Source organism: Stutzerimonas chloritidismutans, from assembly GCF_051486945.1.
Lineage (GTDB): Bacteria > Pseudomonadota > Gammaproteobacteria > Pseudomonadales > Pseudomonadaceae > Stutzerimonas > Stutzerimonas chloritidismutans_B.
Genome location: NZ_JAHVDX010000003.1, coordinates 416,430 through 431,553, shown reverse-complemented (window position 1 = coordinate 431,553; position 15,124 = coordinate 416,430). Strand labels below are relative to the sequence as shown.

The window sequence follows — 15,124 nt, the reverse complement described above, 5'->3', positions numbered from 1 at the left end:
AGCGAAACGGTCGTAAATGGCTTGAGCAGGCGCCCGGTAAGGCGCCTTTTTTATGTCAGGAGCATCGATCCGGTCGGCTGATGACGGGGCCCTGCCGGGCTGGGTGCAGCCGTATCGCAATCGCTTTCGATGTTGGCGTATGGCTGCCGAAGCCGACGCTGGTCAGCGGCACCAGCGGATTGGTTTCGGGATAGTAGGCGGCAGCCTGCCCCGGCGGGATGTCGAAGGCGAGCAGGGTAAAACCGGTGACGCGACGCTCGATGCCATCGTGCCAGAGCGACTCCAGATCGACCGTCTGCCCCGGTTCGAATCCCAGCCTGCCTATGTCGTCAGGGTGCACGAAGAGGACCCGGCGATCGCCTTTCACGCCGCGGTAGCGGTCATCGAGCCCATAGATGGTGGTGTTGTATTGGTCATGCGAGCGCAGCGTCTGCAGGATCAGGTCCGGCTGCCTATCGAGGCCTGCCAGTGCGCCGCCGAACAGGTCGGCCGGCAGCGCATTGGCGATGAAATGCGCCCGGCCACTGGCGGTGTTCCAACGTCGCTGCGCCGCCGGGTTGTCGAGATGGAAGCCGCCGGGGTTGTGGATGCGTTCGTCGAAATCCTCGAAACCGGGAAGGGTCTCGGCGATCAGAGCGCGGATGCGGCTGTAGTCGGCGACCAAGGCCAACCAATCGACCGGACGAGCGCCGAGCGTGGCCTGGGCGATGCCTGCGACGATGGCCGGCTCGGCGCGCATCAGCGGCGAAAGCGGTTCGAGCTGCCCGTACGAGGCGTGGATCATGCTGAACGAGTCCTCGACGGTCACCGCCTGCGGCCCGCTCGCCTGGCGGTCAATGTCGGTGCGCCCGAGGCACGGTAGGATCAGGGCGTCACGGCCGACAGTCAGGTGGCTGCGGTTGAGCTTGGTGCTGATCTGTACGGTGAGCGAGCAATTTCGCAGCGCCTGGTGAGTACGGAGGCTGTCCGGCGTGGCCTGGGCGAAGTTGCCGCCGAGGCCAATGAACACTTTCGACCGGCCGGCGAGCATGGCCTCGATCGCCTCGACCACGTTGTGGCCTGGCTGGCGTGGCACCCTGAAGCCGAACCGCCGCTCCAGGGCATCCAACAGGCGTTCCGGCGGGCGCTCGTTGATGCCCATCGTGCGGTCGCCCTGCACGTTACTGTGCCCACGCACCGGGCAGAGGCCGGCGCCGGGCTTGCCGAGGTTGCCGCGTAACAGCTGCAGGTTGGTGATTTCCTGGATGGTCGCGACCGAATGCCGGTGCTGGGTGATCCCCATCGCCCAGCAGACGATTACCCGGTCGGCGTGACGGTAGAGGCGCGCGGCCGCTTCGATCTCGGTCAGGTGCAGGCCGGATTGGGTTTCGAGGGCTTCCCAGCGGGTCGCGTCCAGCAGGGCGAGGTAGCTATCCAGCCCCGTAGTGTGCTCAGCAATGAAGGCGTGGTCGAACACCGCCGGTGCGCCCGTGGCCTGCGCCTCGCGTTCCCACTGCAGGAGAAATTTGGCGATGCCGCGCAGCGCCGCCATGTCACCTCCCTGCTTGGGCCGGAAGAAGGCGGTGTTCAGCGGGGCGGACCCGTTGGCGAGCATCTCCAGGGCATGCTGTGGGTGTTGAAAGCGTTCCAGCCCGCGCTCCCTCAGTGGATTGAAGCAGACCACCTGCGCTCCACGCGCCACCGCCTCGCGCAGGGGTTCGAGCATGCGTGGGTGGTTGGTGCCGGGGTTCTGGCCAAGCACGAAGAGCGCGTCGGCCTTGGCGAAATCGTCGAACGTCACGCTGCCCTTGCCGACGCCGATACTTTCGCCAAGCGCCACGCCGCTGGCCTCGTGGCACATGTTCGAGCAGTCGGGGAAGTTGTTGGTGCCAAAGGCGCGGACGAACAGCTGATACAGGTACGCGGCCTCGTTACTGGTCCGGCCCGAGGTGTAGAACTCCGCCTCGTCAGGGCTTTGTAGCGCTTTGAGATGCCTGGCAATCAGCGCAAAGGCCTCATCCCAGCCGATGGGCCGGTAATGGTCGCTGGCGGCGTCGTAGCGCATGGGCTCGGTCAGGCGGCCCTGGTATTCAAGCCAGTAGTCGCTCTGTTCGCGCAGCTGACTGACGCTGTAGCGGGCGAAGAAGGCCGCATCGACTCGGCGCTTCGTCGCTTCCCAGTTCACCGCCTTGGCGCCGTTCTCGCAGAATTTCACCGGGCCGTTTTCCGGCGAGTCGCCCCAGGCGCAACCGGGGCAGTCGAAGCCGCCGTTCTGGTTGGTCTTTAGTAGGGCGCGGATGTTCTTCAGCGGCTGTTTGCTGTCCAGCCATGCGCTGGCCACGCTGCGCAGCGCGCCCCAGCCGGCGGCCGCGCCAGCATAGGGGCGATATCGCAGGCGTTCGGGTTGCAGGCTCATCGGCGAGGTGTCTCGGTGGCCGGCGCAGCCGGGCTGAACACGCGCGGCGGGCTGCGGTGAGGGATGTGAATCAGGTTGAGGTTGTGCCGCTGCGCCCATTGCGCCGCCAGGCCGGTCGGTGAAGAAAAGCTGACCAGCGTGGGGATGCCGGCGCGCTGGACCTTGTGGATCAGCTCCAGGCTGCAGCGGCTGGTGACTACCGCGACGCCACCGCTCAGGTCCTGTCCGGCACGACACAGCGCACCGATCAGCTTGTCCAGCGCGTTGTGCCGGCCGATATCTTCCCGGCCGAGCACGATCTGCCCCTGTGAATCGATGAACAGCGCCGCATGCACCGCGCCGCAACGCTGCGCCAGGGGCTGGAACTCGGCGATGCGCTGGCGCAGGTCATCCAGCCAGTGAGGCGGCGGCAACGGCGCGACGGGCATCGGTGGCAGTTGCGGCAGCGCCTGCTCGAGCGCCTCGACGCCGCATAATCCGCAGCTGGCATTGCCCGGCAACTGGCGGCGCTGCTCCTTGAGCTTCCAGAAGGCGCGGCTGGCAATCTCGACCTCAGCGTGGCGACCATTGCCTTCGCCACTGATGCGGATGTCATAGATGTCGGCAGGGCTGTCGACGATGCCGGCCCCGAGGCTGAAACCGACTACGAAGTCTTCCAGGTCCGCCGGGGTGACCATCATTACCGCCTGGTTGAGGCCGTTGTAGACGATCGCCAGGGCGCATTCCTCGGCCAGATCGACCGGCTCGGGGTCGGCCTCGCCGAACGCCTGAAAGCGATAGCGGCCACTGGCATCGGTGGGCGCGGCGGACGGTTCGGGGCGTGGTGCAGTCATGGCAGGCGTTGGCTCGGGCAGTCGCGATCACGGGACTGTGCGCGGCTGCGGCGAGATTTTCAACGCCCGGTACGACACGCGACCACCTGCCTATCAGCCAGGCGAGCGGCTGGCGAGCATGTCACGCACCCGTGTCGTCAGATGATCGATGGCGAAGGGCTTGCTGATCATGTCCATGCCCTCGTCGAGAAATCCGCTGCTGGCGGCCTGCTCGGCATAGCCGGTCATGAACAGTACCGGCAGGGCAGGGCGATGCTGGCGGGCGATATCGGCCAATTGCCGGCCATTCATCCCCGGAAGGCCAACGTCCGAGACGAGCAGGTCAATGTGCGCGCTGCTCTCCAGAATCTTCACCGCGGCGTTGGCTTCCGCCGCTTCGAGCGCGGCGTAGCCAAGCATGCCGAGCACGTCGACGACCAGCATGCGCACCGCTGGGTCATCCTCGACGACCAGGATCGTCTCGCCCTCGGCGGCGCGCGGGGCGTCCACTGTCGGGCTCGCGCCAGTCAGGACATCCGACACCTTATGGTGCGCCGGCAGGTAGAGGGTAACTTCGGTGCCCTTGCCCGGTTCGCTGCTGATATGAACGTGCCCGCCAGCCTGGCGCACGAAGCCATAGATCATTGACAGCCCGAGGCCAGTGCCCTGCCCGATGGGTTTGGTGGTGAAGAAGGGTTCGAAGGCTGAGGCCAATACCTTGGGCGACATGCCGCAGCCACTGTCGAGCACGCTGAGGGTGACATAGCGCCCGGCCGGCAGCTCGCCAACCTCGGCTTGCCGCGAGAGCAACGCATTGGCGGTGGCGATGTAAAGGCTGCCGCCGTTGGGCATGGCGTCGCGGGCATTGATGACCAGGTTGAGTAGCGCGCTTTCCAGTTGGTTCTCGTCGCTGCTGGCTGGCCAGAGATCGGATTGCAGTTGCGCGTCGACCAGGATGTGGCTGCCCAAGGTGCGCACCAGCAGATCGCGCATCGAGTCGACCAGCGCATTGAGGTCGACGCGCTTGAGGTTCAAGGGTTGCCGCCGAGCAAAGGCCAGCAGCCGGTGCGTCAGCGCGGCGGCGCGGTTCGCGGACGTGACCGCGGCTTCGATGAATCGCCCGGTTTCGGCGTGGCGGCCGGTCTGGTTGTAGCGCTGGATCAGGTCCAGCCCGCCGATGATGCCGGTGAGCATGTTGTTGAAATCGTGCGCGATGCCGCCGGTGAGCTGGCCGACCGCTTCCATCTTCTGCGCCTGACGCAGCGCCTCCTGGGCCTGCTCGCGGCTGGCCATCTCCTTGAGCAGCCGCTCGTAGACCTCGGCCAGCGCGTTGGTGCGCTCCTGGATGCGGCTTTCGAGCGTCTCGTTGAGCTCGCGCAGCGCCTGTTCGGCCTGCCACCGCTCGGTAACGTCTTGTGCCAGCACGTAGAAGCCCAGGACCCGGCCATTGCCATCGCGCCGTGGCAGGTAATGCATCAGCGACTGCCGACGGGTGCCGTCGCGGTGCGGCATGTAGGCCTCGAAGGTCACTGGCTGGCCGCCCAGCGCAGCCTTGATCTGCTCGCTGCGAGCGTTGTAGGCGTGCTCGCCGACCACGTCGACCAGATGCTTGCCGTACAGCCACTCGGGCGTATGGCCAAACCAGCTTTCGTAGTGGCGGTTGGTGAAACGGTAGCGCTCGTCCTGGTCGACATAGCCGATAAGCACCGGCAGGGCATCGGTGATCATCTTCAGTTCGGTTTCCCGCCGGCGCAGCGCGTCCTCCTCGCTTGGTCTTAGGCAGAGCAGGCGACCCGTCACGTCATCGCCGTCGCGCAGGGGGCTGAGTGCAAGGTCGAAACGGGTTTCGCACGGCCCGCAATCGCGCGGTGGCGGCTGGTCGCGCAGCAGGCAGCGCTGCGCCGCGTCATGTCCGTTGTATAGCTCGGTCAGCGCAGGCCAGGCGTCAGCCCAGGTCCGTTGTAGCGGTGCGCCGAGCGCCTCGGGATGACGATCGCCAATCAGCTCGGCGTGGGCGTCGTTGTAGAGTTGCAGCCCGGCATCGCCCCAAAGGATGCACATCGGCAGGGGCGCCTCGAGCAGGGTGTCGAGCAGGATGCGCAGGCTGGCCGGCCAGTGCGGCCGTGGGCCAAGCGGCGTGGCGCTCCAGTCGTGATGCGCAATGTGTCGGCCCATTTCGCCGCCCGAGCGTCCTGAATCTGCTGCCATAAATCGTCCATCGTTGCGTGGCGGAGCGCATGTCGGAGGCGCCGCCCGGGGCGTGCGCCGGCTCGTATCGCCTTAGGGTGTCCGGGTTGCAGTTAAGCACGTCAGGCCGTCTGCGTTCAGCCTCGGATGCCTTGCAGGCTGCGAATCAGATCAAGGTAATCGTCAACCGCCGCGAATTCCTCGGTGTCCTTGGGCCCACGGCGGCTGTCCGGCTCGCGGATGGCGAGCAGGTGAGCGACGCCGAACGCGCGGGCGCTGCGCAGCACGGGCAGGCTGTCGTCAATGAACAGCGCAGTGTTGGGGTCGAACCCGAGATCGGCCTTCAGGGCAAACCAGAACTGCTCGTGCTCCTTGGGATAACCGTAGTCGTGCGAGCTGATCAGCCGGTCGAACCAGGGCGCCAGCTCGACGCGCTCGAGCTTGAGCGACAAGGAGTCGCGGTGCGCATTGGTGATCAGGACTACGCGCTTGCCGGCCTGGCGCAAGGCCGCGAGAAAGTCCTCGGCTGCCGGGCGCAAGGCGATGAGGTCGGCGATCTCGCGCTTCATCTCGCGGATAGGCAGGTTCAGCTCGCGCGTCCAGAAGTCCAGGCAATACCAGTTCAGCTGGCCTTGGTGCGAATTGAACAGCGGCGCCAGTTCCAGTTCGGCCATGGCCGGACTGATGCCATGCCGCTCGGCGTAGCGCCGCGGTAGCAGGTCGAGCCAGAAGTGGTTGTCGAAATGCAGGTCCAGCAGCGTGCCGTCCATGTCCAGCAGCACGGTGTCGATTTCGGGCCAGGGCAGGGTGGCGATCATGGTCTTCTCTTGCAGACGGGCAGGCCGTGAATGGTGCGGCAGCGGTCGGTCGGTTGCAAAGCGCTGGTCGTCGGCGGCACGCCATTCACGCCCTGCAACCGTTGCGGTTCGTGGCCTACCCGAGCGGCGCAGTAGTTTCCATTCAGCCTGTTATGATTGCGGCTCGCGTTTCAAGGACCCTTCCATGCGCCAGAAACCTACCGTACTTGCCCGTGAAATCGTCGCCACCAGCCGGCTGTTCCGTGTCGAGGAGCTGCAATTGCGGTTCTCGAATGGTGTGGAGCGCACCTACGAACGGCTCGTGGGCAAGGGCAGCGGCTACGGTGCCGTGATGATCGTGGCGCTGGAGGCCGACGGGCGAGCGCTGTTGGTCGAGGAGTATTGCGGTGGCACCGATAGCTATGAGCTGTCGCTGCCCAAGGGGCTGATCGAGCCCGGCGAGGACGTACTCGACGCCGCCAACCGTGAGCTCAAGGAAGAAGCCGGCTTCGGCGCGCGGCGTCTGGAGCTGCTGACCGAGCTGTCGCTGTCGCCCGGCTACATGAGCCAGAAGATCCAGGTCGTGCTGGCGCGTGACCTCTATCCCGAGCAGCTGCCTGGCGATGAGCCCGAGCCGATGCGTGTCGACCGGGTCGACCTGCGCGAGCTGTCGAGCCTGGTGCAAAACCCACAGTTCAGCGAGGGCCGTGCCCTGGCCGCCCTGTATCTGGCGCGCGACCTGCTGACCCAACGAGGGGAATTCAACCTGTGAGCCATCCCTACCTGGCGCCGGTCATCGAGCTGGTTCGCCGTGCTGGCGAGGCGATCCTGCCGCACTGGCGCAACGAGATCACCGTGCACGAAAAGGCTGATGCCTCGCCTGTCACTGCCGCGGACATGGCGGCGCACCACCTGTTGGCCGACGGATTGCGCGCGCTCGACCAGGCGATCCCGGTACTGTCCGAGGAGGATTGCGAACTGGGGTTGGACGAGCGCGAGGCCTGGACGCGCTGGTGGCTGGTCGACCCACTGGACGGGACCAAGGAGTTCATCAACGGCAGCGAGGAGTTCACCGTCAACGTGGCGCTGATCGAGCAGGGCCGTGTGGTGTTCGGCGTGGTCGGCATTCCGGCCAATGGCCGCTGCTATTACGGTGGCGCCGGCTTCGGTGCCTGGCGGGCCGAAGCCAATGGCGCTGCACAGCCGCTCGGTGTGCGCCATGCCGCGCCGGGCCGTTTCACCGTAGTGGCCAGCCGACGCCATTCCAGCCCAGCGCAAGAGCGCCTGCTCGCCGGGCTCGGTCAACGCTTTGGTGACATTGAATTTGCCAGTGTCGGCAGCTCGCTCAAGCTCTGCCTGGTAGCTGAAGGCAGCGCCGATTGCTACCCGCGTCTGGCGCCGACCTCGCAATGGGACACCGCTGCCGCCCAGGGCGTGCTCGAGGGCGCTGGTGGCGAGGTTCTGGACATCGACGGCCAGCCGCTCAGCTACGAGGCACGCGAAAGCTATCTCAACCCCTCGTTCCTTGCATTGCCGCAGGACGTCGACTGGCGCGCCGAACTGATCGACCTCGCCCGAGGCTGAACCGCCGCTGCTACAGAGCCGGCTTGTCAGCGATCAGGTCGTGCCCGCCGATGCGGTGCTAAGCTTTGGAGCCCTGGCCCAGCAGGGCGCGTGAGTCGGTTGCCGGAGCTGCGTCGTGTCGAAAACTCCAATCGGGATACATCAATGGATCTGGCGCGCCTTCGTCCAGACAGCCTTGATCCCGCTTGTGCTGGTCGAAGGCGTGCTGATCGCCGCCTATCTCATCTCCAACAGCACGGTGCGCGACGCGCAGATCGAGCATCTGCGCGCGACGGCGCTGTCCGAGCTGCAGGCGGCAGTGGGCCTGGAGACGCGGATCATCGATCAGCAGCTGCAGCAGGTCGCCAGCGCCACCGAGCTGTTTCGCCAGTTCACCGCGCGGGCCCTGACCGAGGACGGCCCGCTGCCTGAGCCCCAACTGAGCCTGAGCCCTGCTGGCGTGCGCTATAGCCCGCGCGACGACGGAGGCGCAGCAAGTTTCTATTCCGCGGTCACCCCGCCAGAACGGCAAGACCTCGAAAAGGTCGCCCGGCTGCATCGGCTCGACCCCTTGATGAAGGCGCTGCACGCTGGCAATTCGCTGATCGCCAGCCTTTATTTCAACAGTTGGGACAGCTACAACCACATCTATCCCTGGTTCGCGACGCACGAGCAGTACCCGCCGGACATGGATATCCCCAGCTACAACTTCTACTACATGGCCAACGCCTGGCAGAACCCGTCGCGCCGGGTGGTCTGGACCGATGTCTATCTCGATCCGGCCGGGCACGGTTGGATGATGTCGGCAATCGCACCGGTCTACCGCGGCGACTTCCTGGAGGGAGTAAGCGGTATCGACGTCACCGTCGGCGGCATGCTCGGGCGGATCGGCGATCTGCATGTGCCCTGGAACGGCTACGCCGTGCTGGTCAGCCGCGACCTGAACATCATGGCGCTGCCCGAAGCCGGCGAGCAGGAGTTTGGCCTCGACGAACTCACCGAGCACTCTTACGACGAGGCCATCCGCCAGGAGCAATTCAAGCCCGATGAATTCCGCCTCGACCGCCACGAGGACACCCGCGCCCTCGCGCATGCCGTCATCACCCAGCCCAGCGGTGTGCTGCGCCTGGAGCTCGCCGGCAAGCAGCGGCTGGTGGCCTGGTCGACCGTACAGCAGACGGGCTGGCACCTCTTGGCGGTGGTGGACGAGGAGCAGGTGTTCAGCACGACCAACGCGCTGGCCAGCCGTTTCCAGCACATCGGTTACCTGCTGATTGCCGGGCTGGTGGTGTTCTACCTGATGTTCTTCGGCTACATGTGGCTGCGCGCGCGCCAGCTCAGCCGTGCGCTGCTCAAGCCGATCGCGGGCATCTCGACGATGATGGGCGATATCGGCCAGGGCAAGTGGCGCCCGACCCGCGTGGCCTCAGACATCGGCGAGCTGGATGCGCTGGCCCGGCACACCCAGGCCATCGGCGAGCAGCTGGAGACCAGTGAGGTGCAACGCTCGCAGGCTCAGGAACGCCTGGAGCTCGTGCTCGAAAGCGCCACCGAGAGCCTTTGGGAGATCGACTCGCGCAACGGCATGATGCAATTACGCGGGCGCCTGCCCGGGCGCTTCGGACTGCCCTCGGCAACACTCAGCGAGGCGCAGTTCCTGCAACGTATTCATCCACAGGATGTCGGCCAGGTGCGCGCCGAAATCGAGCGCATGCACCGCGGCCACACCTTCCGCTACGAGAGCGAATACCGCTTCGCCGATGCCCTGGGCGACTACCACTGGCTGCTCAGCCGTGGACGTGTACTGGAGCGCGATCCGCTGACTGGCCAGGCGACGTTGGTGGCCGGTACGCACGTGGACATCGATGCGATCAAGCGGGGCGAGGACGATCTGCGCCGCGCCATCCAGCAGGCGCAGGCGGCCAACGAGGCCAAGACGCACCTGATCTCCAGCATCAGCCACGAGCTGCGCACGCCGCTCAACGCCATCCTCGGCTTCGCCCAGCTGATGCGCATGGACTGCCCGCCTTCGGCGGACCCGGAAGCCGCGAATTACCTCGACGAGATTCTTCTGGCCAGCCGGCACCTGAACCAGCTGCTCGGCGACATCCTCGACTGGTCGAGCCTGCAGGCCGAGCGGCCGCGGCTGGAACTGCGGCAGGTCGAGGCGACAGCACTGATGCGCGAGTGCGCCGAACTCGTCGCGTTGGACGTGCAGCGTCACGGTTTGCGTCTGGAAGTCGAGCTGACCGATGCGTCGGTCGAGGTGATGGCCGAGCCTCGACGGCTGCGCCAGGTGCTGCTCAATCTGCTGTCCAATGCGATTAAGTACAACAACCCGAACGGGCACATCCTGTTAAGGATCGAGCACGTCGCCGAGCAGGTGCGGCTGGTCGTCGAGGATAGCGGGCCGGGCATCGACGAGGCGTTGCAGGCGCAGATGTTCGAGCCCTTCCGGCGGCTGGGCCGGGAGAGCTCCAGCATCCAGGGCGCGGGCATCGGCCTGTCGCTGTGCCTGGAATACGCCAAGCTGATGGGTGGCAGCATTGGGGTGAAAAGCGCGCCGGGCATGGGCAGCCGTTTCTGGATCGCACTGCCGCTTGCCGAGCCTGACATCGGGCCCGATGCGCAGGAGCGGCCGCCGATCGTCTACGTCGAGAGCGACCCGCTTAGCCAGGTCTTGGTGCGCCGGGCGCTGGCCGATCTCGGTGATGTTCGGGTGTTTGACGATGGCCGCACGGCGCTTGCGCATGTGCTGGCCGATCCGCCGGCCCTGCTGTTGCTCGACCTGAATCTGCCGGCGCTCGATGGGGAACACGTGCTGCAACTGCTGCGCCAGGCCCCCGCCACCCGGCGATTGCCGGTGCTGGTGCTCAGCGCGGCTGACGAGGATCGCGAGCGTCTGGATTGCCAAGGCTGGCTGAGCAAGCCGGTTGACCTGGATGAACTGCGACGCCAGGTCCGCGCCCTGATGCAGGCGGCGGACCCGGGCTCGGGCTGATCAGTCGGCGCGCTCGCCGCACAGGTCCAGGGCGAACCAGTGCTCTGTCTCCTGTTGGGACAGGCCGGCGCCGAGTAGCGCGAACAGCTTGCCGAGCGCCGCCTCGCGGGTCATCCCGCCGCCGGAAATCAGGCCGCAGGCCGCGAGCTTGCCCCCAGCGGCGTAGATGCCGAAGTCCACGTGCCCTTGCGGGCATTGGCTGATCGTCACCAGCACCACGCCGCGGGCATGCGCGTCTTGAAGGGCGACGAGCAGCGCGGCGTCGTCGGCCGGGCCCGTGCCGCTGCCGTAGCATTCGAGCACCAGCCCGCGGGCGCCACTCTCCAGCACGCCGCGCAACTGTTCCGCGCGGATGCCGGGGTACAGCGGCATGACGGCCAGCGCGACCGGCTGGCGCGGTTGGCGGTAGTCAAGATGCGCCGGGAGCGCGTCGGCGCGCGGGCTTTGACGCAGGCGCGGCAGTTCGCCGAAGGCGTCCAGGCTGGCGGTGCCGAGCTTGCCTGTGCGCGCGCCATGCATGAGCTTGCCGGCGAAATAAAGGTGCACACCTGGCGTTACTCCGGCGTGCAGCGCCTGCATGGCGCCGAACAAGTTGCCCCAGGCGTCGCTGCCCGGTGCGCCGGCGGGCAGCATCGAACCGGTCAGGACCACTGGGATCGGCAGCGCCAGCAGGAGGAAGCTAAGCGTCGCCGCACTGTACGCCAGGGTGTCGGTACCGTGCAGCACCAGCACACCGGTGCACGCCTCTTGTGCAGCCGCGTCGCGAATGGCGTCGGCCATGGCGAGCCAGTTCGCCTGATTCATGTTGGCGCTGTCGATGGGGGGTAGCAGTTCCTGGAATTGCCACTCGGGCAGCGCCAGTGTGGGCTCTTCAGCCTGGCGAGCACGCAGTCGATCAGCAAAGCCGGAGGCAGGCATCAGGCCTTCGGCACTCTGCTGCATGCCAATGGTGCCGCCGGTGTACAGCACCAGGACGTATCTGGAAGCCGGCATAGGGACTCCTTATATGAAAGAGGGGGCCCTGCGGCCCCCTGCTTCTTATTACGCAAATGGCGCGAAGCCGATCAGTGCTGCTGTGCCTGCGTGCCTACGCGCGGGTTCGCAGCGGTCTGCGCTGGCGCCTGGCTGGTCCAGACGTTCGGATCGAGGTCCAGGTCGGCGAACTCTTTCGGATCGAACACGGGCGACTCGATGCCGGCCTCGCGCTGACGATCGTAGTCGCGCATCAGACGCAGGCCGACCTTGAACAGCAGCGCCAGGGCGATCAGGTTGCAGATGGCGAGCAGCCCCATGGTCACGTCGGCGAAAGCGAAAACCGTGCCCAGGTCCTGCACCGAACCCCACATCACCAGTGCGATAACCATGACGCGGTACACCATCACTGGCGCACGCTTACCGGTGAAGAAGCCCAGCGCGTTCTCGCCCAAGTAGTAGTTGTAGATCAACGTGGTGAACACGAACAGCAGCAGCGCCAGGCTGATGAAGACGCGGCCCCACTCACCCACTACGGCGGCAACTGCGGTTTGCGTCAGCACGACGCCGGCCATGTCGCTGCCCGGCTCGAACACGCCGGAGAGAATGATGATCAGCGCAGTGCAGCTGCACAGGATGAGGGTGTCGATGAACACGCTCAACGACTGCACGATGCCCTGAGCGGCGGGGTGCTGCACCTCAGCGACCGCGGCCACGTTCGGCGCGCTGCCCAGGCCGGCTTCGTTGGAGAACAGGCCACGCTTGACGCCCATGATGATGGCCGCGCCCAGGCCCCCTGCGAACGCCGGCTCAAGGCCGAAGGCGCTGCGGAAGATGGTGGCGAACGCCTCCGGAATGTCGCCGGCGTTGCTGCCGATGACGTACAGCGCCATCGCGATGTAGGAGAACGCCATGACCGGAACCAGCACATCCGCGAACTTGGCGATGCGCTTGATGCCGCCGAAGATGATCAGGCCGATCACGACCATCAGTGCGATGCCGCTGACGTAGGTCGGCACGCCGAAGGTGTCGTTCAGTGAGCTGGCCACGGTGTAGGACTGCACCGCGTTGAAGCCGAAACCGAAGGTCACCAGCAACAGCAGCGAAACTACGATGCCGAGCCAGCGCTGGCCCAGGCCGTGCTGGATATAGAAGGCTGGGCCGCCACGGTAGCCGCCGTCGGCTTCACGACGCTTGTAGAGCTGGGCGAGGGAGCACTCGAAGTAGCTGGTGGCCATGCCGACCAGGGCAACGACCCACATCCAGAATACGGCGCCCGGGCCGCCGAGCATGATCGCGACCGATACACCCGCAATATTGCCCGCACCGACGCGGCCGGCGACGCTGAGCATCAGCGCCTGGAAGGAACTCAGCTGGCCCGGCTGGCGCTTGAAGGCTTCACCGAAGATACGAAACATGCTGCCGAAATAGCGGAACTGGACGAAGCGGGACGCGATGGTGAAGTACAGGCCCAGGCCTATCAGCATCACGATGAGCAGCTTGCTCCAGATGAGATCGTTGAGTAGATCGAGCATGGTGGAAATGTCTCTCTTGTTGTTTTGAAGAATGTTGGAACGCAGCCGCGAAATGGTTGGCGAGACGCCCCGGTCATTCAATAGCGCGGGTCGCGGCGATCTGGCGCGACTTGATGCTAGAATCGCGCCGCTCGCGCCACTGGAACCCGCTCATGCATGCCCACCTCGGCACCAATCTCAAGCTCTTGTGCAGCCACTACCGGTCGATTGCCGAGGTGTGCCGCAAGCTGGCGATCAACCGTGCCCAGTTCAATAAATACCTCAGCGGCGCGAGCCGACCGACGCCGCACAACCTCAAGCGCATCTGCGACTTCTTTGGGGTCGAGCCTTACGAACTGGAGCTGCCCAGCGATCAGTTCACCCAGCTCATTGGCTTGCGCCGTCACGACCAGGAGCGGGTCGCGGCGAGCGATCCATTGCTTGAGCTGTTCCAGCCGATGCGCGACAACGCCAGCAGCCTTTCTCGCTATTGCGGCTACTACTTCGAATACGCCAACTGTATGTCCGTGCCGGGGCAGATCCTGCTCTCGCTGGTGCACTTGCGCGAAGACCGCGGCAGTTATGTCTTCGAGCGACAGGAGCGGCAGGAGCAATCGCGTGCCGACAACCCCAAGGCCGAAGATGGCGTGGTGCGCTGCCGCTACCTGGGCGCCGCCTTCTACCTGCAAGATCGTCTGTTCCTCATCGATTACGAGTCGCTGACCGGCAATGAGATGAGCCAGACCATCCTTATCCCCAGTTTCAAGAGCCGGATCAGCCGCCTGAACGGCCTGAAAACGGGCGTTTCCAGCGGCGACCGGCGAACGCCGGCTTGCACGCGCGTGGTCTGGGAGTATCTGGGCAGCGAAATCAACCGGGTCAACGCCTACCGGCAGGTGATGCTCTACGGGCTGGACGATCCGCGCATCGACCCGGAAATTCGTGAGCGCCTGGCATCGGCGTCGATGCGTGACGGCTTGTTCGAGATCGAGTAGGGAGGTGCTCGGGCGGGAGGGGGCGGGCCGGCGGCGCCTGTCGCGCGCCGGCCCGGAGGGTCAGCAGAGCTCGGGGTGCTTGACGCAGGTGCCGTAGCCCTCGGTCTTCATCTCGTCGAGGGCCTTTTGCAGCCGGGTGACGACTTCGTCTGGGGTGTCCTTGTTCAGCGCCAGGTAGAGCGGCGCGGAGTTGAACACCAGCACGGTGTTCAGGCCGCCTACGCCTTCCTGCTTGGCGTAGTAGCGCCAGACCGGATCGGATGTGGCCCAAAGGTCAATCTTGCCGCTGATCAGCTTCTGCAGGTTTTCCTGATCACGTAGCGAGTTGACTGGCTGCAATCCCTGCGCCTCGACGCGCTGGCTTACTGCGCTGCTCTTGTAGGCACCGATGGTGTAGCCCTTGGCCTGCTCCAGGCTGGTCATCTTGAGGTTGGTGCCGGGTGCCGAGAGCAGCACGCTCTCGTACTGAGCGATCGGCCCGACCCACTTGAACAAGGGGCGGCGCGCATCGGTCATGGACGTGGAGAACAGGCCGTGGTTGGGCGTGTCGAGAGTTGCCTGGTAGATGCGATCCCAAGGGAAGCGCAGCGTCATTGAATAGGCAATCCCAGCGCGCTTGAACATTTCACGCACGGTGTCGGCGCTAATGCCATGGATGTGCTGTTCGCGGGCGAAGTTCTTGCCGTCTTCGGCCAGGTTGAAGGGCGGGAAGTTTTCGGTCTGCAGGACGACTTCATAGCCTTGCGGAAGCTCCGCCTGCGCGATGGGCGCGCCGAGGATCGAACTGAAGAGTAGGGTAATGGCGAGTAGTGAGCGCATGGGGGGACCTCCGAAGAAGCGGCGGATTCTACGCACGCCCCCGCACGCTGGCCTTGTGCCGCATCACGT

General features: G+C 65.6%; 11 protein-coding genes. 4 read left to right on the top strand and 7 right to left on the bottom strand.

Annotated features, from left to right (window positions below):
• Positions 1-55: 55 nt before the first annotated feature.
• From KXR72_RS14030 to yrfG, 4 genes are all read right to left on the bottom strand, one after another.
• Positions 56-2,395, bottom strand: a complete 2,340-nt coding sequence (locus tag KXR72_RS14030) for an FdhF/YdeP family oxidoreductase (RefSeq protein ID WP_437421705.1) — start codon at positions 2,393-2,395, stop codon at positions 56-58.
• Positions 2,392-3,228: a formate dehydrogenase accessory sulfurtransferase FdhD gene (fdhD, locus tag KXR72_RS14025; protein WP_437421704.1), complete on the bottom strand. Its 837-nt coding sequence runs from the start codon at positions 3,226-3,228 to the stop codon at positions 2,392-2,394. Before fdhD ends, KXR72_RS14030 begins: the two co-directional genes overlap by 4 nt.
• A gap of 93 nt (positions 3,229-3,321) precedes the next feature.
• Complete coding sequence (locus KXR72_RS14020) at positions 3,322-5,415, bottom strand: PAS domain-containing protein (RefSeq protein WP_437421703.1); 2,094 nt, start codon at positions 5,413-5,415, stop codon at positions 3,322-3,324.
• Positions 5,416-5,531: 116 nt separating this feature from the next.
• Entirely contained in the window at positions 5,532-6,212 is a 681-nt protein-coding gene (gene yrfG / locus KXR72_RS14015) for a GMP/IMP nucleotidase (protein WP_437421702.1), read from the bottom strand.
• Between the two features lie 184 nt (positions 6,213-6,396).
• On the opposite strand from yrfG, the gene nudE reads away from it, so the two are divergent.
• The 3 genes from nudE to KXR72_RS14000 all read left to right on the top strand — a co-directional run bounded on the left by nudE (position 6,397) and on the right by KXR72_RS14000 (position 10,755).
• Complete coding sequence (nudE, locus tag KXR72_RS14010) at positions 6,397-6,963, top strand: ADP compounds hydrolase NudE (RefSeq protein ID WP_437421701.1); 567 nt, start codon at positions 6,397-6,399, stop codon at positions 6,961-6,963.
• Positions 6,960-7,775, top strand: coding sequence for a 3'(2'),5'-bisphosphate nucleotidase CysQ (cysQ, locus tag KXR72_RS14005; protein WP_437421700.1), 816 nt, complete (start codon positions 6,960-6,962; stop codon positions 7,773-7,775). Before nudE ends, cysQ begins: the two co-directional genes overlap by 4 nt.
• Before the next feature lie 115 nt (positions 7,776-7,890).
• Entirely contained in the window at positions 7,891-10,755 is a 2,865-nt protein-coding gene (locus tag KXR72_RS14000; protein WP_437421699.1) for an ATP-binding protein, read from the top strand.
• On the opposite strand, the gene KXR72_RS13995 is transcribed toward KXR72_RS14000, so the two are convergent.
• Positions 10,756-11,748, bottom strand: a complete 993-nt coding sequence (locus KXR72_RS13995) for an asparaginase (RefSeq protein ID WP_437421698.1) — start codon at positions 11,746-11,748, stop codon at positions 10,756-10,758.
• A gap of 71 nt (positions 11,749-11,819) precedes the next feature.
• Positions 11,820-13,262 carry an alanine/glycine:cation symporter family protein gene (locus KXR72_RS13990; protein ID WP_437421697.1) on the bottom strand — a complete coding sequence of 481 codons (1,443 nt, stop codon included), beginning with the start codon at positions 13,260-13,262 and terminating at the stop codon, positions 11,820-11,822.
• A 152-nt stretch (positions 13,263-13,414) separates the two neighbouring features.
• Between KXR72_RS13990 and KXR72_RS13985 the strand changes: the two genes are divergently transcribed.
• Entirely contained in the window at positions 13,415-14,236 is an 822-nt protein-coding gene (locus tag KXR72_RS13985) for a helix-turn-helix domain-containing protein (RefSeq protein ID WP_437421696.1), read from the top strand.
• Positions 14,237-14,296: 60 nt separating this feature from the next.
• On the opposite strand, the gene KXR72_RS13980 is transcribed toward KXR72_RS13985, so the two are convergent.
• On the bottom strand, positions 14,297-15,055 hold the full coding sequence (locus KXR72_RS13980) for a substrate-binding periplasmic protein (protein WP_437421695.1): 759 nt from the start codon (positions 15,053-15,055) through the stop codon (positions 14,297-14,299).
• Positions 15,056-15,124 lie beyond the last annotated feature (69 nt).